Genomic DNA, 24,756 nt, shown 5'->3' with positions numbered 1-24,756 from the left:
TTTGAAGGAAAAGAGACACTACCTAAGGATAGTGTCTGCTTGCTGCTCACATTAAAAAGTTGTTTTAATGGTTTGTTTTTCTTGATGGCGTTCAATTGCAAGTGACACCAGCTTTTCAATCAACTCTGGATACTCTACACCAGTGTGCTTCCAAAGTAATGGGAACATACTAAAAGGTGTGAATCCAGGCATTGTATTCACTTCATTGATCAACACTTCACCTTTTTCTGTAAGGAAGAAGTCTGCACGTACGAGACCAGATCCATCAAGGGCTTTAAATGCCTTAATTGCCATGTCATGAATCGTCTTATATTCATCCTCTGACACACTCGCAGGAATGATCAAATCTGTATCGCCATCTTCATATTTTGCTTTGTAATCATAAAAATCTGTTTTAGGTGCAATCTCACCAACGACAGAGCATTTTGGCTCATCATTGCCTAATACACCAATCTCAATTTCTCTTCCAACAACGCCTTCTTCTACGACCACACGACGATCATATTGGAAAGCGAGGTCGAATGCAGTCTGCAGCTCTTCTTTGCTGCGGCATTTGCTAATTCCAACACTTGATCCCATATTGGCAGGTTTCACAAAGCATGGATAGCCAAGTACTTGTTCCACTTGTTCTAAGCTTTCTGTTGTCGCTTTCTCAAAGTCTTTTTTATTGAAGGAAAGGTGCTTTGCTTGTGCAAGTCCTGCTTGTGCAAAAACATCTTTCATCATGACTTTATCCATACCCGCAGCAGACGCGAGAACGCCGTTGCCGACATACGGGATATTTAACAGTTCAAGTAATCCTTGCATTGTGCCATCTTCTCCATTTGGTCCGTGCAGCAACGGGAAGACAACATCAATTTTCTCATCAACCGTTGCAGGCTGTGGAAACATGCTTTCATTTAAAGAAGTTGGTAAAAACGTCTTTGCGTTCTGTTCAAATTGAAGCATTTTGACGTTTGATACTGGTTCAGTGAGTTTTTCTCCTCTTAACCATTCACCCTCTTCTGTAATATAAATTGGATGTATATCGAACTTCTCAGTGTTAAGTGCTTTTGTAACTGCAAGGGCTGTTTGCAGTGATACATTATGTTCGGCTGACTTTCCGCCGTAAATCAATCCTAAACTTATTTTCAATGGATACTCCCCCCACTAAAATTCATCTTTACTATCTTATCACTTTCAAGCAAAAATGCTCTAATTAATTTTTGTTGTTACGTAATTGAAATGATTTGTAAAGGTTGTAAGCGCCTCCCGAGCATTTGTATGTCATTCGCCTTAATTTTATATTAAAATGACATTGAAAAGGAGTTGTGACAAATTGAAAAAAATCACAAGTACTGAACAATTCAATGAAATAATTCAATCAGACAAAGAAGTCATCGTTAAATTCTTTGCAACATGGTGTCCTGACTGCACAAGAATGGACATGTTCATTCCAGACATCCTAGAAGCTTATGCTCACCATGAATGGTTTGAAATAAATAAAGATGATTTCCCTGAATTAGCGGAAACGTATCAGGTAATGGGTATTCCAAGCTTGTTAATTTTCAAAAATGGTGAAAAAACAGGGCATTTACACAGTGCAAACGCAAAATCGCCTGAAGAAGTGACAGAGTTTCTTCAAGAGCACGTTTCTTAATTGAAGGACATCAGCAAACTTTTGCTGGTGTCTTTTTTCTTTTTTAATCTCTTCATAAGACGAGCTTCGCAGCCAAAACGTTTCAAATTGATGTTTTCCCTTACGACAAGTCATGACAAAATTATTTCCTGGGAAAGAATGCAGCGTCGATACAGCTTGGAATATGTCGGTTACGTGAATTTTCTGAATTGAATCTTTACTTATGACATTTGTCTTTGTATAATGGAGTTGCTAATTGAAAATGATTATCAATTTCATCTATGTGAAATCCTATAGACGGTCATTCTAATAAAGGAGCGATGAGTCACATGTCTAAGAAGAAGATCAAAACCTATCAGCAATTGATTGAAGAGAACAAAAAGGCGATCATGCGCGATCCTCAAATGATGGAAAGTATATACGAAACCATCGACAAAAAACACCAGAAGCAGCTTACAGCTGCTGGGCGTGAATCATAACTACAAGAGGAGCAGTCATCACTGGCTGCTCTTTTGTCTGCTTCAATAAAATAAAAAAGCCGATAAAATCTGTTATTCGATTTTATCGGCTTTTGTTTTAATGTGATTTCGCTACACGGTCCTGCTTCATTCCTAAATAAATGAGCATATATGTGAGATAACCCATTGTCATCGTTAAACCACCGAAGAAAAATTGAGAAAAGACTGGTTCCTCAAATGTTGTAACGGCAGCAAGAATGATCCAGCTCGCATATAAATAAACCATGAACCATTTCATGTTTCTTTTAAGTGTATACAGAAAGAAAAGACCGGCTAACGAAAAGATCCCCAGCGCTAGTCTGAAATAAACAAGATGATCAAACTGGAAGGCAAAAGACACAAACGAAAACGACAGCAGCAACAAAATTGGTAAAGCCGTAATGAAATTTTTCACGATAGTGCCACCTCCATGACTCCTTCTTATTATAAGACAAAATCAGCCGGTTATCGTGAAATACAGACTCGTTTTCACAAAGATGTCACGAATTTTTCTTGTTATTTGACACAATTTTTACACATTTACATCACGTTTCCAAAAAAGAATCCAAGCCGATCCAACAAAGAAAACAAAATGCGCCCCCACTATAAATAGAGAAAACAAAAGGCTCATCCCATGAAAAGGCGGCGGTCCTTGAAAGCTGTACTGAGTAAAGTCCGTATTCGCAAAAAGAAGGATTTTCCCCCACTGATTTTCTAAGAGCGACATGATCGGTACAAGTGATTTCGCCGCATATAAAACAAAAAACGAGGTCACAAGTGCAACAAGACTGTTTCTAAACAAACTGGAACACATAAAAGCAAAGCTTGCCATCATGACCACTTCCACCCACTGAGATCCAATGACGGCAAACGTATGCTGAAATAATTGCCCCGTTCTTTCATCAAAATCAGTACCGAAGAAAATAAGACCAAATAGAAAAGCTAACACATAATAAAAAACAAACAAATAAATGACTGTCAGCAGAAGTGTGATGTATTTTGACAGAAAAATGTGCAGTCTTGTTTTTGGCCTGATCAATAAAAACTTGATCGTCCTTTTCTGAAACTCTGTTGAGATCAAGGTCGCGCCAATAACGACAGCAAGCACCTGTAAAATAAACACGACATTCGTGGAATAAGCAAAATAGTTTGCGACTGTGTCTTGTCCACCAAAGCTTGATATGACTCGTTTCAAGGTGAGAGCCATTGCTAGTTGAAATACAACGATCAACCCAAGAGCAATGAATGTGATTTTTTTCCTCATAATTTTCTTATGCTCATTTTTGATGAGGTTCAGCATCTGTCTTCCCGCCTTCCGTCCATTTCATAAACGCCTCTTCAATTGATTGCTTTTGAGGCGTCATTTCAAGTACATCAAACCCCGCCAGCACAAGCTGTTTGTTTAGCTCTGGCACACGTTCTTTGTCCAGTTGAAGCAGTACACGCGCTCCGTCTCGTTCATATGTATACTCCTGTGCGTCAAGCCATGAAACCGCCTTTTCTACTGGCTGAATATTCATCAGCACCTGCTCTTTCCCTTCCATATCAAGGAGATGAGTGCTAGCTTTGATCTGTCCCTTTTGAATGATGATCATGCGGTCACATAGCTCCTCTACCTCATGCAATAAATGCGTCGCAAATAATACGGAGGTTCCTTCTTCCTTTACGAGCATTTGCAAGTGCTCCCGGAATTCCTTCATTCCTGCAGGGTCTAGCCCATTTGTCGGTTCGTCTAAAATGAGCAGGTTCGGCCGATGCAAAATAGCTTGTGCAATCCCAAGCCTTTGTTTCATCCCTAGCGAATACGTCTTGACCTTCTGATGAATGGCATCCTCCAGACGAACTCTTTCCACTACTTCCTGAATGCGTTCCTCCGTCACCCCGTCGTGCATCGCTGCATACATTTCAAGGTTTTCAAAGCCTGTTAAATACGAATAAAATTCTGGATTTTCTATGATCGCACCAACAGATGACATCGCCTGGAGAAAATCCTCATCTTGTGAATATCCATTGATCATGATGCGGCCATTGTTTTTTTTCATCAAGCCAACGATCAATCGAATCAAGGTTGTTTTTCCAGACCCGTTGGGGCCAAGTAATCCGACAATTTCTCCCCGCCCAATGTCTATAGAAATATCCTGCAAAATCATTTTTCGGCCAATTTGTTTATCGACTTTCTCTACTTTTAAAACAGCAGACTGCAAAGTGGTTCCTCCTTCTGATGTAAAGCCTATGGCGGCAGTTACGACCGCTCATCCTTTAAAAAGTATATCACGCGAGACAAATCAATCCATGAAAAAAAGGACTGATCCAATCAGCCCTTCTTGCTTATTAAAGAGATAGGTTAGGTGTCGGCGCTTCTTTTTCATGCTTCTTTTCGGTTTCAGAAACAATCACCGCACATGCTGCGTCACCTGTAATATTCACTACGGTTCTTGCCATATCTAATAAGCGGTCTATGCCAAGGATCAGCGCTATTCCCTCAACAGGAAGATTCACGGAATTTAAAACCATGGCCAGCATGATGAGCCCTACCCCTGGCACTCCTGCTGTACCGATACTTGCTAATACAGCCGTTAACACAACAGTCAGCATTTGAACAAACGTCAGTTCAACCCCATATACTTGAGCGATAAAAATGGTCGCAACACCTTGCATAATGGCTGTGCCATCCATATTGATGGTTGCACCAAGCGGCTGCACAAAGCTTGAAATCGGCTCTGGTACCTTTAAACGCTTTTGCGCTGTTTCCATTGATACAGGCAGCACTGCGTTACTGCTTGATGTACTAAATGCAACAACCATCGCCGGGGAAAATCCTTTAAAGAATTCCATCGGATTTCGTTTAGCTAAGATCGCAACGGTTGAACCATATGTCAGGAAGAAATGCAGGATGAGCGCAATTAACACGACCGAGAAGTAAAGTCCCATCGCTTTCATGGCATCCAGCCCCTGACTGCCGATCGCGGTTGCAATCAAACCGAATGTCCCGTACGGTGCAAATTTCATCACAACACCGACAAGATACATCATTAATTCATTTCCTTGTTCAAACAGCTTTAGCAAGCCTTCCGTTTTTTTACCGAGCATGGCGATGCCAAGACCTAAAAATACACAGAAGACGATAATTTGAAGCATATCTCCTTCAACTAACGATTGGACTGGATTGGTTGGAATAATGTTGAGTAGTGTTTCTGCCATTGACGGGGCTTCCTCTGCGGAATAATCTGCTGCTTTTGTATCAAAATTGCCGAAGGCTCCCGGCTTGATTAATACAGCTAATGAAATGCCAATGATGATGGCAAAAGTCGTAGTGAGCAGGAAGTAAGTAATGGTTTTTGCACCGATTCTGCCTAGCTTTTTCGGATCACCAAGGCCTGCTACACCAAGCGTGATCGAAAAGAATACAATGGGCACAACGAGCATTTTAATCAGGTTTAAGAAGATTTGACCTAGAGGTGTAAATAAATAAGGGTCTAACACTTTGAATACATTTGGAGCAAAAAGGTTAAGCAGCAATCCTGTGATGGCACCTACAAACAAGGCAATAATAATTTTCGTCGCCAGCTTCAATAAAATCTCCCCTTCCTCGTCAAAAAGCCCACGAGAGAGTCTTCTCGTGGGCCTGCGTGTCCATACGTGTACCACTGTCTACTCTCTTCACGCTGATGAGGTTAGCTGACGGGTTAGGACGAAGAGATGTCCTTTTTTCTCGGAAAAGAAAAATTCACCCCAAAAACTTGGGTCCCCCATTCCTTTAGAAGGATTAAGCGTGTGGTAATATGATATTTTCATACCATTTATACCCTATTTTCGGAAAATTGTAAACAGGTTCATATGAACTTTTTAATTACTTTCTTCCCTATTTGTAACTTCAAGAATATCTAAAATAAACACAAAGATTGGGATACCGATAATAAGTCCCCAAATGCCAATATAGTGTTCAGAGAAGATCAGCACAATAAACGTGAAGAAAATAGGGAGTTCTGTTTTAGCTGACATGAGCTTCGGATTTAAGAAATAAGCTTCAATGGCATGGATAATCACGATCACCAGCACAATATAGAGGACATACATTCCGCCTCCAAGTGTATACGCAATGATGCTGAGTGGAATAAGAGAGATAACCACACCCGCTACTGGGATTAAGCCTAGCAAAAAGACCATGACCGCTAAGCCAAATAACTGCGGGAAACCCATAATGCCTAGCGCAATTGTCGTTAGCACACAATTAACGGTTGCAATAATAAACTGTGCTTCGAGTACTTTTCCAAACGTTCGGGAAAATTTACGTCCAAAGAAGGCAATTTCATGATAGAACACGGAGATTTTACTCGTTTTGAACTTGTTCATAAATTGAATGAGGCGTTCCTTTTCGAACAGGAAGAACATGCTTAATATTAAGGACATAATGACCTGGATACTGAACGTGCTGAAATCAGTTAAGTATGTATAGAGGAAATTAAACCCTTTCTCAAAGAAAGCTGATATTTTGAAATCACCAAATACGTTCGTGATGACGTCAAAGAAGGGTAAATCTTGTGGATGATCTGCAATTTTCTTTCCTAAATGAAATAGCTGCTCCACCTGTTTGGCGATGATTGGTACAAAAACGAAACCGCCAAATGTCAAACCACCAGCCAGAAGAATATACAAAATAGTAATGACCGATTTCTGTCCTATTTTCAGGAAGCGATTTAAAAAGCCTCTAATGACCTCTTCTAACCGATTCATCAAAAAGGTGAAAATGAAGGTCAGAAGAATTAAATTCATCATTCCTCTTAATAGATATAATGCTGTAGCTAATACTACAAATACTAAAAACCGCTTAACACCGGGTTTTTCGAACAATTTTAAAAATGCCGCCATTACGTTACACACCTGCCAGGACTAAAGTCTATTTTTCATCGTATCTGATATACATTATATCGGATCTTTCTGTAAATTATATAATAAAAGGTCAACGAGGTCTTACGATTCGTAGTCATTTTATTGATTTTATTTTTTACACAAGAAAAAACCGAACCTATGTAGAACATAAGGTTTCGGTTTTTGGTTGTTTTTATACTAAACAGCCTGCTTCATATTCCGCATTTCCTGAAGTGCTGTTTTGCTCTTCGATTCGTCAAATTCACCTTCACTCTTCGCGACAACAATTGTTGCGATTCCATTACCAATGAGGTTTGTGATGGCTCTTCCTTCGCTCATGAAGCGGTCAACACCAAGTAGCAGTGCAAGCCCCTCTAGCGGAATAACCTGTAGTGCTGCAAGTGTAGAGGCAAGCACGATAAATCCGCTTCCTGTCACCCCAGCAGCTCCCTTTGATGTCAGCATCAGAACAAGGATAATCGTGATCTGCTGACCGATGGACAGGTCTACACCGAACACTTGCGCCAAGAAGACGACGGCCATCGATAAATAGATTGAAGTTCCGTCTAGATTAAAGGAATAGCCTGTTGGAATAACAAGACCAACAACAGATTTAGAGCAGCCGTAGCGTTCCATTTTATCCATCATTCTTGGCAGCACAGATTCTGAAGAGCTTGTGCCAAGAACAATCAAAATTTCATCCTTGATGAATCGCAGATAACTGAACAGACTAAAACCATACATTCTACAAATGATGTTCAGTACAACGAAGATGAATATGAACATCGTCATATAAACGGAGAGCATCAGACTTGCCAGCGGTTTAATTGATGCCAGCCCAAAGTGTCCAATTGTATAAGCCATTGCCCCAAATGCACCAAGCGGCGCAGCACGCATGATATATCCAATGATTTTAAAGAAAACGAGTGACAGCTTATCAAGCCATTCGATGATGCCTTTCCCCTTCTCGCCAAGAGCAGCGAGCGCAACACCGAATAAAATAGAGAAGAATAAGACCTGTAAAATATCACCCTTTGCGAAAGCATCAACCATGTTAGATGGCACGATGTGTGTGACAAATTCCATCCAGTCGATGCCCTGTCCCCCATTTTGTGTATACTGTGAGACATCCCCTTTTTCAAGCTTACTATAGTCAAGACCTGCACCTGGCTTCATGATATTCACAACAAAAAGACCGATGACCAGAGCAAGTGTCGTGACGACTTCAAAATAAATAAATGCTTTTCCCCCAACTTTTCCAACCTTTTTCATATCCCCCATCTTGGCAATACCAAGAACAATGGTTAAGAAAATAATTGGTGCAATGACCATTTTAACGGCATTGATAAAGGTATCACCAAGCGGCTTCATTTCTTTTCCGACGTTTGGCCACACCATCCCGACAATGATCCCGATGATGACAGCTGCAATCACCTGAAATGTCAGGTTCTTCAAAAGCCTTTTCATAAAAAATCAACTCCCTCACCCTTTGATGTAAACGCTTAACTATTATCTGTAGGTAAATGATAGCGATTTCATCAAAGACTGTGAAGCTTATGGACATATCGTACATTTTGGTCTTTTTGGTCTCTTAGTCAGAATGTACGATATATTTATTCACGGGCCGTCCTACCCCGCCATATTGCATATCTAATTTCAGCTCGCCTTCTTTTACGAGGAAGTCTAAATACCGGCGTGCCGTGACACGGGCAATGCCAAGTGCATTGGCAACTTCCTCCGCAGATTGCGCGCCTTCCTGCAAGCCCATATACGCTTTAATTTCGTTCATCGTATGCACATTCAGCCCTTTAGGAAGCCAAGTATCTTCCTGCTTAAAAGCAGGCTTTCGTATGATATCATCGAGCATCTCCTGAGAAAATTCTGCAGCGGTTCGAATTTTTGATTTAAACGCCTTATAGCTTTCAAGAGATTCTTTCATTCGTTCAAATTTGAAAGGTTTAATAATATAATCCCGCGCACCATTTTGAAGCATGATGCCGATGGTCTCTTTGTCCTTCGCTGCTGAAATCACAATCACATCCACCTGCATCTTCTGTTTTCTGATGTCTTGCAGCGTTTTGACGCCATCCTTTTTTGGCATATACACATCAAGTACCACGAGATCTGGACGAATCTCTTTAATCAGCTGGATGCCCTGCTCCCCATTTCCAGCGACAGCTGCTACTTGAAAGCCAGGAACACTCATAATGAATTCTTTATTCACTTCTTGCACCATTGGGTCATCTTCAATTAACAGCACCTTAATCTGAGTCATCTGTCTCTCTCCTCTATGGTCATTGGGAATTCGATTGAGAAGGTGGTACCAATGCCGATGCTTGATGTGACTTCTACATTTCCCATCCCTTTGTCGATAATCGTTTTTACAATATACAGGCCATAGCCTGTTCCGCCCTCTTTGCCGTGTGTGAAGCCTTTATCGAAAAGATAAGGAATTAGTTCCTCTTCGATTCCGGATCCATTGTCTTCAATTAAAATCGCGAGGACATCCTCCGTTTGATCGATGCTAATGGAAATGACTTTTGTGTCTCTTTCTACAGTATCATACGAAGCAAAGGCGTTCTCAATGAGATTTCCGAGCAGCTTTGTCATATCATGCTGATCAAGCCGCTCAGGGAAATGACGGAGACTGCTATGTTCATCTACTTCAACCTTGATGCCAAGCTCCTTGCCCCGTCTGATTTTGCTCATCAATAACCCTGCGACAGCATCATGCTGAATGACGCGATGAAGAAAGTCCGTCACATGTTCCTGCTCCTCTGTCGTTTGAAAGGCTAGATCGAGCGCCTGATCGGCTTTACCAAGTTGAATCAGCCCAGCAATCGTATGAAGCTTATTCATATGCTCATGGTTTTGCACCCGCAAACCGTCCACAAAGTTTTTAACTCCTGTGAGCTCTTCCGCCAATTTTGCCGCTTCCGTCCGGTCCTGGAAAATGGCGACCGCTCCGATGATCTTCTTTTTCATCACAATCGGAATCCGGCTGCTCATGATCCTCTTTCCGCTCATATGAATTTCTTCATTGTAGACGGGTTCTGCGCGATCGATGATCTCAGGAAGTCGTGTATCAGAGAGCACACCCCAAATATTCTGGCCCACGACATCACCTGTCACGCCAAAAATCTGCTTCGCTTTCTCATTAAAAATGGTGATCATGTGCTGATTATCAATGGCGATGACCCCTTCATTAATAGAGTGAAAGGTTGCAGTGCGTTCCTCCAGCATTCTAACAATCTCATGCGGCTCCAGCTTAAACATTTGCTGTTTAATATGGCGGGCGAGCAAAAATGAACCTACAAGCCCAAAACTGAGCGTCAGCAGGAGAATCATGAGGATATCCCGCTTCATTTCTCCTAATATATCTGCCATACTTGGCAGGGTTCTTCCTACAAGCACAACCCCTGTTTGATTAAATTGATCATCCTTCACTGGATAAAAAGCTCTGATGGCTGTTCCAAGCTCTCCCTCTGCTTCTGAGAAATAAATATGCTCTGCAAAAGCCGGCTCTTCATCTGTTCCTTCTGAGCGCTGGCCAATCCTTGTTTTTACTGGATGCGTTAATCTCACATGATCCATATCCATCACGACAATGTAGTCAGCGTCTTGAATAATCCGAATTTCTTCGATTGCATGCTGTAATCGATCACGTTCCTTTGTCTGATCAGCTAACGCCTGCTTCACCTCATTCATCTCAGCCACAGTTCTCGCCGTGTTCATGAGTCTCTTTCGAAGCTCCCGTTCCTCTGTTTGCTGAATTCCCCCGACAAGGACAATGCCTCCAATTAAAAGGGCGAAAATGACAACGAAATATGTGAGGATGGTAAGCTTCCATCTAATAGATAATTGTTGCAATTTCAATCGATTTCTCATCATTTTTTCACCTGTATCTTTACGAATTCTTCCTCTGTCAAGTATGCTTGACATAAGGGGGATCTGACGCATGAAGAATTTACTCGCTTATACGCTATTACTCATGATCGGTTTTGTAACCGCTTTATACTTTGGCTTTTATCATATGATGCCAAAATCAGCGACAACCTTTGATGATGAACAAACCGGACTGAAGGACCAGCTTGTGTACAAATTCAGTCATGTCGTGGCAGACAATACACCTAAAGGACTTGCTGCAAAGAAATTTGCTGAGCTTGTGCACGAAAAATCGGATGGAAAGATCAGCATTCAAATTTTCTCCAACGGGAGCCTTTATTCTGATATTGAAGAAATTAATGCACTCAAAGAGAATCAAGTTCAATTTATCGCTCCGTCTACCTCGAAGCTCGGCATGCTGTCTCCTGAGTGGCTGGCACTTGATCTTCCCTTTGCTTTTTCAAATTACAACGCGGTTCAAGAAGGCCTGCACGGTGCAATTGGCCAAAGGTTGTTTGGCACGCTGCAAAAAGATGGATTAAAGGGAATGGCTTATTGGACAAATGGCTTTAAGCAAATCACCTCAAATAAAGGACCCATCAAACAGCCGGCTGATTTAAAAAACCAGTCTCTCCGCATTATGCAAAGCGACATGATTGAAAAACAATTTAAACTTCTTGGTGCAAAGCCCTATCAGGAATCATTTAATTCAACGTTTCAGCTATTAGAAACCAAAAAAGTAGACGGTGAAGAAAATACCATTTCAAATATTTATTCAAAAAAATTCTATCATATACAAGACTATATGACGATCAGCAATCACGGGTATTTAGGCTATGTGGTCTTAACAGATCAATCCTTCTTTGACCGCCAGACACCCGAAACGAAACGAATTTTACTTGAAGCCATGGAAGAAACAACAGCTTGGAATGAAAAGCATGCAGAACAGATGAACAAAGATCAGCTGGAGGACATTAAACGTGAATCGCCGATTGCCATTCATGAATTGACGCCAGCTGAAAGACAAAAATGGATGAAAGCCCTTGATCCTTTGTATGACGAAGCCGAAAAAACGATTGGCTCCACCCTCATCAAACAGATCCGCGAACTTCGTGCACGTTATGAACACTCACCTATTCATGCTTTTCAGGAAGAGGATGAGAGCAAATAAAAAAATCCCTTTGATCAGGGATTTTTTTATGCGCCGGACTCACTCTGTTCTTGCTCGGTGAGCTCTTCTAATCTTGTTAAAATTCTTCTCTTTCGGTATTGCATCATGCCTGTTTCGGCAATTCCTTTTAATTGTGAGCGATTCGAAACGGCACCAAACAAAATCCCAGCGATGGGCACAAGCTGAAACAGCTTCTTCCAGCCAAACGAATCCCGGTAATTATAGACGACCTCACGCCACCCTTGGATTTGGGAAATCATGTTTTCATGCTTCCCTTCAGATGCATGATAGCTTTTGAGCTCTTTTAGAATCGATTTCTTTCCAACGACATCCGCAGAGTTCAACTGCAAGCATTTAATGATGAAGACCCGCTCCTCTTTGTTTTTAGGATCATAGCCATAGGTGACGGCAATATCCTGTAATGTTTTCAGAGAGAGACCGAGTACCGCAGGAATATCAGCGGCTAGTGTAAACATTCCGCCTACACCAGTTGTCGCCCCTTGTACCGTCGCGAGATTTGTTCTGTTTTTCCCCATATGCTCACTAATGGCATCCATCATTTCGATCGGGGCCTTTCCAATATCCTCTATGCGCTGAATGGATTCATCGGCACACTTCTTTTGAAATTGATGAATGATGCCTTTTTCCGATGTCAAATAGACACCGCCGGATTGAATGTAATGGCCCATTTCGTCTAGCAGTACACCGATTTTTTTCTGAATAAAAGCAGGCGTCAGCTTGTCCAGCATTTGAAATGGAAGACGGCTGAGTTTCTCCCAAAACCATACCTTTTGCTGGTCTTTCTCCCACTTTTCAATCTCCTTTAATTGTGCTTTTAGCCATTCTCTTTCCTCCATGTCAGTCATATGCCTCCTTAGATGCCGCTGAAGTATTTGTCTGTTATTATACACAATCCTTGTCCATCATACGTATAGAACATTGAAGCGGTTCCGAAAGGTTTTAATCTTTTTCAAAACGGTTATTGCTTAATAAACAAACAAAAGAGGAGTGATCAACATGTTAGGATTTCTAATTTCATTGGTTGTGGCGATTGTCATCGGTCTCATTGGGAGTGCACTCGCTGGAGGCAGTGTACCAGGAGGATGGATCGGTTCAATGATTGCCGGACTTGTAGGCGCTTGGATTGGTCATGGATTACTTGGAACGTGGGGTCCTAGTCTGGCAGGCTTTGCGATCATTCCAGCGATCTTAGGAGCAGCAATCTTTGTCATTATTTTAAGCCTGATCTTCCGCAGCGTAGGATCAAGGGTATCTTAAAAAAACGAATAGCAGAGGAAGCAGTAGGGACACCGTCTAAGGGGCGGTGTTTTTTATGTTGCGCGTTGACAAGGTATCTATTTTTTTCACTTACATATGATAAACAAACCTATTAGTTCAGATAGTTGACTTTTCATGAAGATGGGCATATGATGATTAAAAATTGCATGAAGGAAACTTTTTGTGCCCAAGCAAAACTTTGTAGAATCTAGGTGATGACATATGACAAACAAATACATCGAGGCACAAGCACACATGTCAGCGGCAGCTGAGCGTGCACTTGAAGGAAAGGTAAAAGGATTTAGAAGGCTTCTTCCTTTTCTAGGCCCTGCTTTTATCGCTGCCATTGCATATATTGATCCAGGGAATTTTGCCACCAACATTGCCGCTGGCTCCAAATATGGATATCTCCTCTTATGGGTCATTCTCATATCAAATCTTATGGCTTTGCTCATCCAATCCTTGTCTGCAAAGCTTGGAATAGCGACAGGTAAAAACTTACCTGAAATCGCACGTGAAGAGTTTCCAAAACCTGTATCCATCGGTTTATGGATTCAGGGCGAACTCGTCATTATTGCCACAGATTTAGCTGAGTTTATTGGAGCGGCACTTGGTTTATACTTGCTCTTTCGGATTCCTTTGCTTGAAGCATCTATCATTGCAGCCATTGGATCATTTGCAATTCTAGAATTGCAAAGACGGGGATATCGCGCATTAGAAGCTGGCATTACCGGCATGCTGTTCGTTGTCGTGATCGCTTTCGCTGTGCAAACCTTTGTCGCCAAGCCAGATATGGCAAGTGTCGCAGGCGGGCTTTTCATTCCAAAATTTGATGGCACAGATAGTGTACTGCTTGCAGCTGGAATTTTAGGTGCCACTGTGATGCCGCACGCGATCTATTTACATTCAGCATTAACCCAAAGAAGAGTTGTCGGCAGAACAGAAAAGGAGAAAAAACAGATTTTTCGCTTTGAGTTTTTCGATATCCTCATTGCGATGTTAGTTGCTGGAGCCATCAATGCCAGTATGTTGATTGTGGCAGCCGCTCTATTTTATAAAAATGGTCTCTTTGTTGAAGATCTGGATGTTGCGTTCCAGCATTTTAGCACACTTGCAGGTCCTGTATCAGCTATCTTATTTGGTGTAGGCCTGCTTGTAGCCGGACTATCCAGCTCTTCTGTCGGTACATTGTCAGGCGATATCATTATGCAGGGTTTTATTCAATACCGTATTCCACTGTATGTCCGCCGGCTGATTACCATGATTCCCCCTATTGTGATCATTGCATCTGGGGTGAATCCGACATCAGCACTTGTGATGAGTCAGGTGGTCTTATCATTTGGTATTGCCTTTGCTTTAATTCCGCTCATTTTATTTACAAGTAAAAAACGAATTATGGGCGAATTGACGAATGCCCGCTGGGTGACAGGAATATCTTGGGTGATAGCAGCTCTTGTTGTCGCACTCAATCTCTTTTTAATTGTAGATACGTTTATGTAAAAGACAGTCGTGGTGCTGTCTTTTTCTTTTCATATGGTTATGGTAAAATTCCCCTGAGAGGATGTGGGCACATGTTTTTTTATCAAGATCAAGAGATATCCATGCGGTTGCTTGAGCCAAGAGACGCAAGAAGTCTATATTTGCTCATCCAGCGGTCAAGAGAGCATTTACGTGAATGGATGCTTTGGGTGGATTCAACACAGACAGAGGAAGACAGCATGGCGTTCATCCAAGGCGCAATGCAGCAAGCCTTGCAGAACAACGGTTTTCAAGCGGGCATCTGGTCACATGGAGAGCTTGTCGGGATCATTGGCACCCACCAAATTCATTGGATCAACAGGACTGTTTCAATTGGCTATTGGCTCGGAGAAGGCTATCAAGGAAAAGGCATCATGACAAAAGCATGCAAAGCAGTCATTCAATATTTATTTGAAGAATGTGGACTGCACCGCATTGAAATCAGGGCTGCTGTCGATAACCAGAAGAGCAGACGCATCGCAGAGCGGTTATCCTTTTCGCTTGAAGGCATTTTGAGACAATGTGAATGGCTGGGCGACCGCTTTACGGATCATTGTGTATACGCGCTCTTGCAGCCTGAATATATGAAAGAAAAAACGCATTCTATGAATCAACCCACTTAATTGTGTCGATTGCATGAATTATTTTACAAAGTGAAGCTTTGTGGTATCCGTTGCGATCAGCATCTGATAAAATAGAAGGAAAAAATCGAGGTATGAAGTATGTCTCTTATTATTTTATTTTACTTATGGATCGTCCCTTTATTATTTGGCATTTTCTTCTCATTCTTAACAAAGAAAGCCACCTACAAACGCCGCTTTGTCCCATCATATAGCATGGCAGGACTCAGCATCGTTTTTCTCATTCTGGCACTTGTCTTTTCAGCCAGCCATTTTCTATTCATTTGCGGTATATTCCTATTTGCCACAACCCTTGTCGGCACAAGCATCCCTTTATTTTTAGCCTTTACAAAAACACCATCATAAACAAAAACCACCTTTTTCAATGGAAAGGTGGTTTCTTTTTTATTGATTTGGCATTCTGTAAGTCACGGTGGCATCTTGATTGGATTCAATTGTTTTCACAATGTCTTGTAGGATCTCTGACGCTCGATCATTTGAGTCATACTTGCCGAGAGTCTTTACCCAAGTATCGCCTCCTGCGATCATTCCTTCAATCTTTTTGCCGGTTACTGAGACTTCGTGGACATGAACGAAACTTTGCTGGTTTTGTGCGAAAATCCATAGCATGGTTTTAACTCCTTTTTTATTTTTATTGGTTTATTTTAACATATTAATTTCTGATATGACTGGACTGGAATGGCTTATGCAGGTAAAAAAATCAAGATGACTGTTTCATTCAGGTTTGTTGTATTTTTTAGCATACTTTTTAATTTACCATCTATCATAATCTTAATTCCTTCTACGAGTTCACCAGTATTTTCATTTTCAAACTTCTCAGACAGGATGCTTATTTTATGGTCACTCATTGTTTTCTCCTCAATTGCTTTCGAGATCTAACAAATCTACTTTAATTTTTTATCATAGCAATTTTTACCGACAATGAATGAAAGAAAACGATGGACCATTAGCCCATCGTTCTATTTAAACTCTCTAGTTATTTAAAAATCAATTCCTTTTCAGTCTCTAAAAACTCTTCTACAAGTTCTTTAATTGTATTTTGTGAATCTTGGGGGTAATAAAATGCATCTGAAACTTTTCTAAAAAAATCATACATATTTTCGGGCGTATTAAAGATTGAAAAAATATTTTCAATTTCTTCGAATATGTTTTCATCAGTTGAATTAGTATAAACCTCTTTCATAGTGCTATATAGCCACTTATGATACTCCCTCTTCATGTCTTCCGATGATTTGTCAGAGATTAAGCTTTCAAGTATATGATCTACTTTAACTTCTTCTTGTTCCCAAGCTAATTCAAGGATTAATTCATTGTTAGTATTAGGGTTGTTTTCTAGGTATTTAACAGCATAGTTTGTTACTTCTAATGCCGAAATTAAATTAAACTGTCTACCAACAAACAGTGTAGACCAGTTACAATCAAAACCATTTTTCGTGATTATATCCGTTTTATACAATTTTCTATTTCCCCCATTGATTTATTTTTCCTGTCACTTTGCCACCAGGTATAAAAGTTCTATGGGTTACTGTATTCGTTGTTGGATCTACCACCCATTCAAACACGCCATTCCTTATTTCTTTCGACTGTAACATTTCAGGAGCGTTGTTCTTTACTTTTACATATTTCGTTTCGTACTTAACCACCGAGCCCTCTATTTGATACAACGAATCCATATGGCCTTTTCTATTTGGTAAATCAAATCTCTTAGAATGAACTGCGTAGTTGTCAATTATATCATTAAAGCTATGATAAAAATCATCTTTTAATGCACTACCTACTCGTGGATTATCTAAAACTGGATGCTTAAGTTCTCTCGTACTCTTAATCCCCATCTTCCCATGAAACCCTTTCGCCCCAAACGGCAAAAGCATTCCTAGCGCCGCATTCATACTCGCTTCCTGCTGTTCTTTTGAGATCTTGTTTCCAAACATATCGCGGCCTGTGATTGCTTCGCTGAAGCCGTTGGTGGCGGTGAGGCCATATAAACCTTTTTGAGATGTTTTCAGGGCGTCAAAGGATTTTTGTGATGTCTTGTAGATGTCGACTGCTCTGACTGCGGCTGATGTGGCTTGGGTGGTTTTATAGACAGCCTTTCCGCCTTTGAAAATGCGGCCTGCCCAGCCGACGATTGGAATGTAACCGGCTGCTGCCATGCCGCCTGCCGCGACACGCTGTCCAGCGGTGAGTTCCTCGCCTGTGATCGGATCAACGCCTGTTGCGGCACGTTTTGCATCGTTCACGCCAGTCAGTTCATTGACGATATTTCCACCGTAATCGAGCGCTTTTTCATACCAAGGACGGTTGGCGAGGGCTTCTTGTTCTTTTGCGATCTCTCGGGCTTCTTCTTGTTCTTTTTTGATTTTCAGATATTCAGAAGTTTGCTTTTCAATATCGCTTTTTGCCTTGTAGATTTCGCTATTTTGATACGCTTTCTTATCAAAATTCATAGGCGAAATCGCTTTTCCGTCATTTGTCGCATTCATCATTTCAGCGTACAATGCCATTGTAGCTTGCTGCTCTGTCTCTGACAAAGCATATTCATCTTTTAAATTTTGATCAAGCTCTCTTAAATCTTTGACTGTCTTTTTTCGTTCATCTTCCGCATCTTCTATTTTTTCATCAAAGGTTTGACTATCAAATACTTCTAGAGAAATCAGATCATCAATGTCTTGAAAAATCGTTTTGAGTGCCTTTTTTTGATCCTTTACAATACTTTTGGCATTCTTGATGCCCATATGTACTGCGTTGTCTAAAAAGTGTTCTTCTACAAAGGTATCGCCGCCAAAGCTCGTATCATCAAGTGTTCCAGAAACACCTTCATGAAAGGCTTTTTGCTTATCAATAAAATTGATAAACATGTCAACATTACCCACTAGTTCTTTATAAAAGCTTTTAATGTTATCGGCACCTTTCCCAGTAAAATCATCACCGAGGTTGGCAACACCTTGTAATGCCTTTTTTAAATCTACCATTTGTTCACGGAGTTCCTGATAGTGTTTTGCCCTTGTGTCCATTGCACTTGTTAGTGCTTTTGCATCAAGTATCTTACCCAGAAGAAGTCACTCCCTCCATTATTGATCATAAAGTCTATTTTACCTTTCTCAGCGAATTGGAAAAATAGGCTTTAAGTTACAAAAATAATTTCCATATATTTATAGAGGAAATAAAACAAGTGATAATTGAAATGTTTTTCCTTTCATCACAAAAAAGTCAGTCCTCTTTTGAGAGGACCGACTACATTTTGTTTAGAAAAAGCGTTTTAAACTTTTCTTGAGTGGAGGGATATCCAGCTCGCCTTTTTCAAAGAATTTTTTCAGTAAGTACTTACTAAAACCGGCTGCTTGTGTGTACGTAATTTTTCCAGGTAACGGCGGTTCATTGGTGACAGCAACATCAATAATGACAGGTTTATCTGATTGAAGAGCTGTATCAAAGGCTGGAGCTAGTTCTTCATGTGATGACACGGAAATTCCTTTGCCGCCACATGCTTCTGCAAACTTAGCAAAATCAATATCTTCCAGCTCTATACCATAATTGATGTTTCCTTTTACTTGTTGTTCATATTCAATCATTCCAAGGTTGTTGTTGTTTAAAATCACAACAACGATTGGCAGTTTATATTTGACTGCTGTCACAAAGTCTTGCATAACCATTGTGAAGCCACCATCGCCACAGACAGCAACTGCTTGTCGATTCGGTTCATTTAGCTTTGCAGAGATTGCTCCTGGCAAACCACAGCCCATTGTGGCAAGCCAGCTGGAGATGATGAAATCTTGCTGTTTCATTTCAAAATGGCGAGCCATCCATACGGTCACATTCCCTACATCAACAGAAAGAATAGCGTTGTCTTCGACTGCTTCTTCTAATCTAGCAATGACTTGTTGAGGTTTAAGCGGTGATGTAGCAACGGATTTTTCCTTATCCATTTCTTCTCGCCATTTCATCATATGCTCAGTACAAGCTTCAAGGAAACCACGCTGCTCTTTATATTCAATGTAGGAGGTCAGTTCATGCAAACCACTCTTGCTGTCACTCACGATTCCTACGTCTACCGGGTATCTTTTACCGATTTGATCTGGTTTAATATCCAGTTGAATGGCAGCTGTGTCCTCTGGTAAGTAGTCTCTATATGGAAAGGAAGTTCCAAGCATAATTAAGAGATCACACTCTTCCATCGCTTCATATGCTGGCTTCGTTCCGATTTGACCTAGGTTTCCTAAAAAATATGGGTGCCTGTCTGGCACAACACCTTTTGCAGGAAGTGTGATGACAATAGGCGCAGCAGCCTTTTCTGCAAATGAAAGAAGCTCTTCTTTTGCATTTCGTAATCCTTTACCTGCTAAGATGACTGGCTTCTTCGCATTGTTAATAAGCTGTGCTGCCTTTAGCAGTTGATCTTTCTTTGGTCGTACTTCTCCCTCAACATAAAGAGGAGATGTATAAACAGGCTTGCGCTTAATTTTTTGAGAAAATAAGTCATCCGATACGGTGAGAACTGCCACACCTTTGTGAGTATAAGCTGCTTTAATGGCTTGATTCAATAAATCAGGCAGAGCTTCTGCTGTTTGTACCTGCTGATTAAAGACAGCAACATCGTCAAACATCCGCTCTAATTTGATTTCTTGAAAGGCATCTCTCCCTACTTCCGTTGACGCAACCTGCCCTGCAATTGCTAAAACGGGTGCGCCATCTGCTTTTGCATCGTATAGTCCATTTAATAAGTGGACAGCACCCGGTCCAGCGATGGATAAACAGACACCGAGCTTACCTGTTAGTTTGGCATCAGCCGCCGCTGAAAGTGCCGCCACTTCTTCATGTCTCGTTTGTATAAATTGTATTTGGCTGGATTCGTGCCTAAGCTCTTCAATTAATTCGTTTATGCTGTCGCCGGGCATTCCATAGATATGTTTTACGCCCCACTCTTCCAGTAGCGCTGTTACTTCTTTTCCTGCGGTTCTTTGCGGCATGTGAGAAAACTCCTTTTTTCTTACTCCATACCACCGCACCCTTTTGATCAAACGTTTCAACTTGCTGCTACTTTTTAAAATGATATGGAAGGGTGGCGACCACAATATCCCGCTTCCATAACAGACGGAATCTTAATAAAAAGGCAGATTGGTTATGCAAGATCGTGTGCCATCTTTTTTTCGGGATAAATTGAGGTACGAGCACCATCACTTTATATTGATGCGCATTTGCTTTTGCCTCAACCGTTTCAAGAAATTTATCAAGCGGATGAATAAGACTTCGATAAGACGAATGCAGCATCACAAGCCGCACACCACTGTTCAGTTTTTCCCAATCTGCTTCAATTTTCTTATCTTTTTCTTTATCAAAGGATACATGAACTGCTATGACTTGCTCTGATAAGGATTTTGCATATTGAACAGATTGCTCAACGACACGTGTTACACCGGCAATTGGCACAATGACCACATTCCCTTTAATCTCAACAGGCTCTGCTTCATTCATTAAACGCAGTTGTTCTCCGACAGACAGGTAATGCTTTTTAATGGAATGAAAGATGAATAGCACAATTGGCATGAAAACAAATACTGGCCATACAAGATGAAACTTGGTCAAAATGAGAATCATGAGAACCGTGAAGGAAATCAGTGCTCCGACTATATTAATAGGCATTTTCGTTTTCCAGCCCTGCGGTTTTTCACGAATCCATTTCACACACATACCTGTCTGTGACAAGGTAAATGGAATAAATACACCGACAGCATATAGCGGTATAAGGTGTTCCGTTTTCCCATCAAACAACCAAATGAGCAGCATGGAAGCTACACCTAAGAAGATAATGCCATTAGAGTAACCGAGACGATCCCCTCTTACTGTAAACATGCGCGGCATATATTTATCCTTTGCTAAGTTGACCGCCAATAAAGGAAAGGCGGAAAAGCCGGTGTTTGCCGCTAATATCAAGATTAAAGCTGTGACAGCCTGAATGACATAATAGAAAAATGTACGTCCAAATGTATCTGATGCAATTTGTGATACAACTGTTTCTTCTGGCTTTGGTGAGATGCCAAAACCAAACGCAAGCAATGTCACGCCAACAAATAATACAGCTAGTAATCCACCCATCATCAATAATGTTCTCGCTGCATTTTGTGCAGCTGGTTTTTTAAAGGATGGAATGGTATTTGAAATGGCTTCTACCCCAGTCAGTGCAGAACAGCCAGACGAAAATGCTTTTAATAAAAGAAATAATGTGATGCCAGGTACGTGTGTACCTATTGCAGTATGCTCAGGTGCTGGAGGAACGCCTCCTGTTAATAATTTAAAGCCCCCGACTCCAATTAATATAAGGAGTGATATGACAAACAAGTATACGGGATAAGCCAAAATAGATGCTGATTCTGTCAATCCACGAAGGTTGAGCACCATAATCAAGATGACCAAAACAATTGAAATCAGCACATGATATGGATATAGTGCCGGAAAAGCTGATGTGATGGCATCGGTACCCGCTGATATGCTCACTGCTACCGTCAAAATATAATCTACAAGCAATGATCCCCCAGCGATCAGTCCTGGCTTTTCACCTAAGTTTCGGCTAGAGACGACATAGGCCCCGCCGCCTTCTGGATAAGCATAAATAATCTGGCGGTAAGATAGAATTAACGCCATTAAAAGAATTAATACACAACCTGCAATCGGGAGTGAGTACCAAAATGCTGCTGCACTAACGACTGAAAGAACAATCAAGATTTGTTCTGTACCGTATGCAACGGATGACAATGCGTCTGATGACAATAATGCCAACGCTTTGATTTTTGATAGTTTTTGTTCTCCTGCTGCCTGTGATTTTAATGGTTTCCCAATTAAAATACGCTTCATCAAACTGTACATGTGATGCCCGCTCCTTTAGTGTCAAACGATTTAAGTTACAAAAGATGGATCGCCAAAAAGACACAGAGGCAATAGAATGCCCCTGCGTCTATTGTTTAGATCACAGGTTGGTCTTTGCTCTCTTTAACGCTTACGAGGTTAGCTGACGGATTCGGGCGCATGAGACTTTGCCCTACCTAAAAAGGATTCACCCCACGTGGTGTCCTGCACCACTAATGGTTCCCCCGCTCATCGAAATGATTCAGCGATTGGTCTTTTATAAAAGAGATCATACTCCCGTTTGACACCAAAGTAAAGACATTTTTTCAAGGTCTTTTGATCGTTTATCTATCAGTCTTTTTGCGGTTTTTTCGTACGAAATAAATAATCATTCCGACCACAAAAATAATCAGCACAGCGATACATGCAAAATAAATCCAAGAATCACCGACGCCTTGCTTTTCACCTTTTTTGAGATCATTTGTTGTGCTGCTGACCGTTTGATGATTAGAGAACATGTCTTTGTTTTTGCTCTCGATGGCAACTGTTGCCGTTTCCGTATTTGTTTGCAGGAAATGAAGCACTTCATGTGAAAGATCAGCGTCAGCTGCATTCATTCCTGAAAAGACGGTCATTGTTTGCTCTTTATTCCATACAGATGGCTGCGTCCATACAATACGAGCAGTCGTTTCGTTGATCATGCCAAAGGAGGATACATCATACTGATCCTTTGTCACAGGAACGATGAGATCGTCTGCCTTTTCTTTTAAAAGAGAGAACGTTTGAATGCCCCCGATGAAAATAAGAGAGTGATTTTTCAATTGATCATTTGTCACATTTGAAGCTTTGATCAATTGATATTGAGCAGCTTCCGGCTGACTAAATGATTCTGTCAGCATCGCCATTTGATTGATCGTTTCTTGCTTGATTTGATTTGGCATGATGATCAATGTTTTTCCTTGCTGCGTTTTTGATGTGAAAGGAAGCGGCCATGCAGCTAAATCCGGTGTATCACTAGCTGTCCCTTCTGGTATTTGAAGAGAGCTATTCTTATCAATGTAAATCCAGCTTTCTTCATCCGTATGTCTGCAGGACTCCATGTTTTTAAAGCCTGTAGTGACAAATTGCAAATCAATATATTCATTCTTTTGGAGCACTTGTGAATCTACTGGAATTGACACATGATAGAATCCATTCTCATCTTTGTTTCCTAGTTTTGTTAACGGTACATCGTGTGGTTCATTATTAATCATGACTGTTAAGCGTTCCGCTTTGTTCGCTGTATCAGTTTTTTTAAATGATAGATTTAACTTTGCACCAGATTTTTGATTAGCGATCAATGCTTTCGGATAATAGTAATGATCCGATGCCGTCTTTTTGGTTCCAACCGTTACATCATCACCACCAAAATCTTTTAAACGAATTTGATGAGATGGTTTTGATGCTTTAGCAGTAACCTTTTGAAGCAGCAAATCTGTCCCAGTGAGCTGATCGGTCAGTTCTGGTTGAGTCAGGACATTGATTTTTTCAGCAATTGTCTTCGGCTGTTCAGCAGTGACAAATAAAATGGGCTGTTCTTTTTTCTTCCCAGTCAGTGTTCTCACTGCTAACGTAAGCTGGTTGCTTGCTGTTTTCATTTTCGCAGCTTGCTCGATCGATTTCACTCGTCCCTCCCAATTTCCTTTCGCTCCAACAGCAATCGTTGGATGCGCGATTTGCTTGAGGTCCTTTTCTTGGACGATTTTGAGGTCTGCTTGGCGGTCTTTGTTTTTCAACGTACGGTATACTTTCACAGCCGCTTCTAATTCAGCTGCTTCCGGTGAATTTGGAATCACAATATCTGTTTGTTCTTTCTGATCACCTGTTTGAATGAAAGGTGAAGGGAAGCTGTCTAACGTCACGTCTGTCGTTTGAGTTCCTTTGAAATCCAGCTCACTTTCAGGATATACTTTCAGCCAATTGGCAGGTGTCTCTTGGTTGATACACACACCTTCTTTTAACACGCCATAAAATGCGAGCTGAATCCGATGAGACCCTTTTTTCAATTGTATTTTGTTCAATTTGATTTGAATCGACTTCTTTTGGTTTTTCCCTGATACGGGGATGGTCTTTTCAATCTCTCCATCAATCATGACCGTGAACGATGATGGCGAAATGAGTAATGGTGATGCCTCTATATTCAATGTAAGGGTGCTAGACTCTACTTTTTCTTTCTCTATTTGATAGGAAAATTCAGTGCGGTCTTCTTGTCCATACAAGGTCACTACATCTTCTGATAATGCTTGCGTTTCTGTTTGACTTCCTTTTGATGAGCGAATCCAGTCATCTTTCACTTGTACTCGATTTGATTGCGCCAGTGCTTGCCCCGCCATGAAAAAAGGCTGAATGGCAAGGGATATCACCAATATAAAAATCATCCATTTTACTGATTTCAATTTG

At 41.0% G+C, this 24,756-nt stretch carries 24 protein-coding genes and 2 riboswitches; of the genes, 7 read left to right on the top strand and 17 right to left on the bottom strand.

Annotation, left to right across the window (positions count from 1 at the left end; translation table 11 throughout):
• Positions 1 to 51: 51 nt before the first annotated feature.
• Complete coding sequence (locus QR42_RS02555) at positions 52 to 1,134, bottom strand: D-alanine--D-alanine ligase (protein ID WP_039176698.1); 1,083 nt, start codon at positions 1,132 to 1,134, stop codon at positions 52 to 54.
• A gap of 184 nt (positions 1,135 to 1,318) precedes the next feature.
• Between QR42_RS02555 and QR42_RS02550 the strand changes: the two genes are divergently transcribed.
• Positions 1,319 to 1,639, top strand: a complete 321-nt coding sequence (locus QR42_RS02550; RefSeq protein WP_012008983.1) for a thioredoxin family protein — start codon at positions 1,319 to 1,321, stop codon at positions 1,637 to 1,639.
• Between the two features lie 308 nt (positions 1,640 to 1,947).
• Positions 1,948 to 2,097, top strand: coding sequence for a Fur-regulated basic protein FbpB (gene fbpB, locus QR42_RS18780; RefSeq protein ID WP_064498175.1), 150 nt, complete (start codon positions 1,948 to 1,950; stop codon positions 2,095 to 2,097).
• Between the two features lie 97 nt (positions 2,098 to 2,194).
• Here the strand turns inward: fbpB and QR42_RS02545 are convergent, their stop codons facing one another.
• From QR42_RS02545 to QR42_RS02510, 8 genes are all read right to left on the bottom strand, one after another.
• Positions 2,195 to 2,530 (bottom strand): hypothetical protein, encoded by a 336-nt coding sequence (locus QR42_RS02545; protein ID WP_008359528.1) that lies wholly within the window; start codon positions 2,528 to 2,530, stop codon positions 2,195 to 2,197.
• A 117-nt stretch (positions 2,531 to 2,647) separates the two neighbouring features.
• Positions 2,648 to 3,415: an ABC transporter permease gene (locus QR42_RS02540; RefSeq protein ID WP_039176696.1), complete on the bottom strand. Its 768-nt coding sequence runs from the start codon at positions 3,413 to 3,415 to the stop codon at positions 2,648 to 2,650.
• Complete coding sequence (locus QR42_RS02535; protein WP_039176694.1) at positions 3,393 to 4,319, bottom strand: ABC transporter ATP-binding protein; 927 nt, start codon at positions 4,317 to 4,319, stop codon at positions 3,393 to 3,395. Before QR42_RS02535 ends, QR42_RS02540 begins: the two co-directional genes overlap by 23 nt.
• 127 nt (positions 4,320 to 4,446) lie before the next feature.
• A complete protein-coding gene (locus QR42_RS02530) occupies positions 4,447 to 5,688 on the bottom strand; it encodes a dicarboxylate/amino acid:cation symporter (RefSeq protein ID WP_039176692.1) in 1,242 nt (413 codons plus the stop codon).
• A gap of 76 nt (positions 5,689 to 5,764) precedes the next feature.
• A riboswitch (cyclic di-AMP (ydaO/yuaA leader) is annotated at positions 5,765 to 5,898 on the bottom strand.
• A gap of 63 nt (positions 5,899 to 5,961) precedes the next feature.
• Positions 5,962 to 6,984 carry an AI-2E family transporter gene (locus QR42_RS02525; protein WP_039176691.1) on the bottom strand — a complete coding sequence of 341 codons (1,023 nt, stop codon included), beginning with the start codon at positions 6,982 to 6,984 and terminating at the stop codon, positions 5,962 to 5,964.
• Between the two features lie 198 nt (positions 6,985 to 7,182).
• Positions 7,183 to 8,451 carry a C4-dicarboxylate transporter DctP gene (gene dctP / locus QR42_RS02520; protein WP_039176689.1) on the bottom strand — a complete coding sequence of 423 codons (1,269 nt, stop codon included), beginning with the start codon at positions 8,449 to 8,451 and terminating at the stop codon, positions 7,183 to 7,185.
• 124 nt (positions 8,452 to 8,575) lie between these two features.
• Positions 8,576 to 9,259 (bottom strand): response regulator, encoded by a 684-nt coding sequence (locus QR42_RS02515; RefSeq protein WP_039176688.1) that lies wholly within the window; start codon positions 9,257 to 9,259, stop codon positions 8,576 to 8,578.
• Positions 9,256 to 10,875 carry an ATP-binding protein gene (locus QR42_RS02510; protein ID WP_039182991.1) on the bottom strand — a complete coding sequence of 540 codons (1,620 nt, stop codon included), beginning with the start codon at positions 10,873 to 10,875 and terminating at the stop codon, positions 9,256 to 9,258. Before QR42_RS02510 ends, QR42_RS02515 begins: the two co-directional genes overlap by 4 nt.
• Positions 10,876 to 10,942: 67 nt before the next feature.
• On the opposite strand from QR42_RS02510, the gene QR42_RS02505 reads away from it, so the two are divergent.
• Entirely contained in the window at positions 10,943 to 12,040 is a 1,098-nt protein-coding gene (locus tag QR42_RS02505; RefSeq protein ID WP_039176686.1) for a DctP family TRAP transporter solute-binding subunit, read from the top strand.
• 26 nt (positions 12,041 to 12,066) lie between these two features.
• Here the strand turns inward: QR42_RS02505 and QR42_RS02500 are convergent, their stop codons facing one another.
• Positions 12,067 to 12,897 (bottom strand): EcsC family protein, encoded by an 831-nt coding sequence (locus tag QR42_RS02500; protein WP_039176684.1) that lies wholly within the window; start codon positions 12,895 to 12,897, stop codon positions 12,067 to 12,069.
• Between the two features lie 160 nt (positions 12,898 to 13,057).
• Here QR42_RS02500 and QR42_RS02495 point away from each other — a divergent pair, with 160 nt between their 5' ends.
• The 4 genes from QR42_RS02495 (at position 13,058) to QR42_RS02480 (ending at position 15,822) form a co-directional block, all read left to right on the top strand.
• Complete coding sequence (locus QR42_RS02495; RefSeq protein ID WP_039176683.1) at positions 13,058 to 13,318, top strand: GlsB/YeaQ/YmgE family stress response membrane protein; 261 nt, start codon at positions 13,058 to 13,060, stop codon at positions 13,316 to 13,318.
• A 222-nt stretch (positions 13,319 to 13,540) separates the two neighbouring features.
• The gene (locus tag QR42_RS02490) at positions 13,541 to 14,818 is read left to right on the top strand and encodes an Nramp family divalent metal transporter (protein ID WP_039176681.1); all 1,278 of its coding nucleotides are present in this window, start codon (positions 13,541 to 13,543) and stop codon (positions 14,816 to 14,818) included.
• A 71-nt stretch (positions 14,819 to 14,889) separates the two neighbouring features.
• Positions 14,890 to 15,459 carry a GNAT family N-acetyltransferase gene (locus QR42_RS02485; protein WP_039176679.1) on the top strand — a complete coding sequence of 190 codons (570 nt, stop codon included), beginning with the start codon at positions 14,890 to 14,892 and terminating at the stop codon, positions 15,457 to 15,459.
• A 99-nt stretch (positions 15,460 to 15,558) separates the two neighbouring features.
• On the top strand, positions 15,559 to 15,822 hold the full coding sequence (locus QR42_RS02480; protein ID WP_039176677.1) for a hypothetical protein: 264 nt from the start codon (positions 15,559 to 15,561) through the stop codon (positions 15,820 to 15,822).
• 39 nt (positions 15,823 to 15,861) lie between these two features.
• Here the strand turns inward: QR42_RS02480 and QR42_RS02475 are convergent, their stop codons facing one another.
• The 7 genes from QR42_RS02475 to QR42_RS02450 form a co-directional block, all read right to left on the bottom strand.
• On the bottom strand, positions 15,862 to 16,086 hold the full coding sequence (locus tag QR42_RS02475) for a hypothetical protein (RefSeq protein WP_039176676.1): 225 nt from the start codon (positions 16,084 to 16,086) through the stop codon (positions 15,862 to 15,864).
• A gap of 74 nt (positions 16,087 to 16,160) precedes the next feature.
• Complete coding sequence (locus QR42_RS19390; RefSeq protein ID WP_185847146.1) at positions 16,161 to 16,325, bottom strand: hypothetical protein; 165 nt, start codon at positions 16,323 to 16,325, stop codon at positions 16,161 to 16,163.
• A 128-nt stretch (positions 16,326 to 16,453) separates the two neighbouring features.
• Complete coding sequence (locus QR42_RS02470) at positions 16,454 to 16,933, bottom strand: DUF2247 family protein (RefSeq protein ID WP_039176674.1); 480 nt, start codon at positions 16,931 to 16,933, stop codon at positions 16,454 to 16,456.
• 4 nt (positions 16,934 to 16,937) lie between these two features.
• Positions 16,938 to 18,530 (bottom strand): ribonuclease YeeF family protein, encoded by a 1,593-nt coding sequence (locus tag QR42_RS02465; RefSeq protein ID WP_268746363.1) that lies wholly within the window; start codon positions 18,528 to 18,530, stop codon positions 16,938 to 16,940.
• Positions 18,531 to 18,722: 192 nt separating this feature from the next.
• A complete protein-coding gene (locus QR42_RS02460) occupies positions 18,723 to 20,444 on the bottom strand; it encodes a pyruvate oxidase (RefSeq protein WP_039176670.1) in 1,722 nt (573 codons plus the stop codon).
• A gap of 67 nt (positions 20,445 to 20,511) precedes the next feature.
• Positions 20,512 to 22,338, bottom strand: coding sequence for an APC family permease (locus QR42_RS02455; RefSeq protein ID WP_039176669.1), 1,827 nt, complete (start codon positions 22,336 to 22,338; stop codon positions 20,512 to 20,514).
• Between the two features lie 112 nt (positions 22,339 to 22,450).
• A riboswitch (cyclic di-AMP (ydaO/yuaA leader) is annotated at positions 22,451 to 22,595 on the bottom strand.
• Positions 22,596 to 22,661: 66 nt separating this feature from the next.
• Positions 22,662 to 24,752 carry a cellulose biosynthesis cyclic di-GMP-binding regulatory protein BcsB gene (locus QR42_RS02450; RefSeq protein WP_039176666.1) on the bottom strand — a complete coding sequence of 697 codons (2,091 nt, stop codon included), beginning with the start codon at positions 24,750 to 24,752 and terminating at the stop codon, positions 22,662 to 22,664.
• Positions 24,753 to 24,756: the final 4 nt, after the last annotated feature.

Origin of the sequence: Bacillus sp. WP8, assembly GCF_000800825.1 — a bacterium.
GTDB classification, from domain to species: domain Bacteria; phylum Bacillota; class Bacilli; order Bacillales; family Bacillaceae; genus Bacillus; species Bacillus safensis.
This window is presented reverse-complemented; position numbering and strand designations above follow the sequence as displayed.

What these genes read in the sequence shown, in the direction of transcription:
- QR42_RS02540 (WP_039176696.1), bottom strand. Translation starts at nt 3,415, where the DNA reads ATGCTGAACCTCATCAAAAATGAGCATAAGAAAATTATGAGGAAAAAA.
- fbpB (WP_064498175.1), top strand. Translation starts at nt 1,948, where the DNA reads ATGTCTAAGAAGAAGATCAAAACCTATCAGCAATTGATTGAAGAGAAC.
- QR42_RS19390 (WP_185847146.1), bottom strand. Translation starts at nt 16,325, where the DNA reads ATGAGTGACCATAAAATAAGCATCCTGTCTGAGAAGTTTGAAAATGAA.
- dctP (WP_039176689.1), bottom strand. Translation starts at nt 8,451, where the DNA reads ATGAAAAGGCTTTTGAAGAACCTGACATTTCAGGTGATTGCAGCTGTC.
- QR42_RS02480 (WP_039176677.1), top strand. Translation starts at nt 15,559, where the DNA reads ATGTCTCTTATTATTTTATTTTACTTATGGATCGTCCCTTTATTATTT.
- QR42_RS02455 (WP_039176669.1), bottom strand. Translation starts at nt 22,338, where the DNA reads ATGTACAGTTTGATGAAGCGTATTTTAATTGGGAAACCATTAAAATCA.
- QR42_RS02475 (WP_039176676.1), bottom strand. Translation starts at nt 16,086, where the DNA reads ATGCTATGGATTTTCGCACAAAACCAGCAAAGTTTCGTTCATGTCCAC.
- QR42_RS02485 (WP_039176679.1), top strand. Translation starts at nt 14,890, where the DNA reads ATGTTTTTTTATCAAGATCAAGAGATATCCATGCGGTTGCTTGAGCCA.
- QR42_RS02460 (WP_039176670.1), bottom strand. Translation starts at nt 20,444, where the DNA reads ATGCCGCAAAGAACCGCAGGAAAAGAAGTAACAGCGCTACTGGAAGAG.
- QR42_RS02505 (WP_039176686.1), top strand. Translation starts at nt 10,943, where the DNA reads ATGAAGAATTTACTCGCTTATACGCTATTACTCATGATCGGTTTTGTA.
- QR42_RS02490 (WP_039176681.1), top strand. Translation starts at nt 13,541, where the DNA reads ATGACAAACAAATACATCGAGGCACAAGCACACATGTCAGCGGCAGCT.
- QR42_RS02525 (WP_039176691.1), bottom strand. Translation starts at nt 6,984, where the DNA reads ATGGCGGCATTTTTAAAATTGTTCGAAAAACCCGGTGTTAAGCGGTTT.
- QR42_RS02515 (WP_039176688.1), bottom strand. Translation starts at nt 9,259, where the DNA reads ATGACTCAGATTAAGGTGCTGTTAATTGAAGATGACCCAATGGTGCAA.
- QR42_RS02500 (WP_039176684.1), bottom strand. Translation starts at nt 12,897, where the DNA reads ATGGAGGAAAGAGAATGGCTAAAAGCACAATTAAAGGAGATTGAAAAG.
- QR42_RS02495 (WP_039176683.1), top strand. Translation starts at nt 13,058, where the DNA reads ATGTTAGGATTTCTAATTTCATTGGTTGTGGCGATTGTCATCGGTCTC.
- QR42_RS02510 (WP_039182991.1), bottom strand. Translation starts at nt 10,875, where the DNA reads ATGATGAGAAATCGATTGAAATTGCAACAATTATCTATTAGATGGAAG.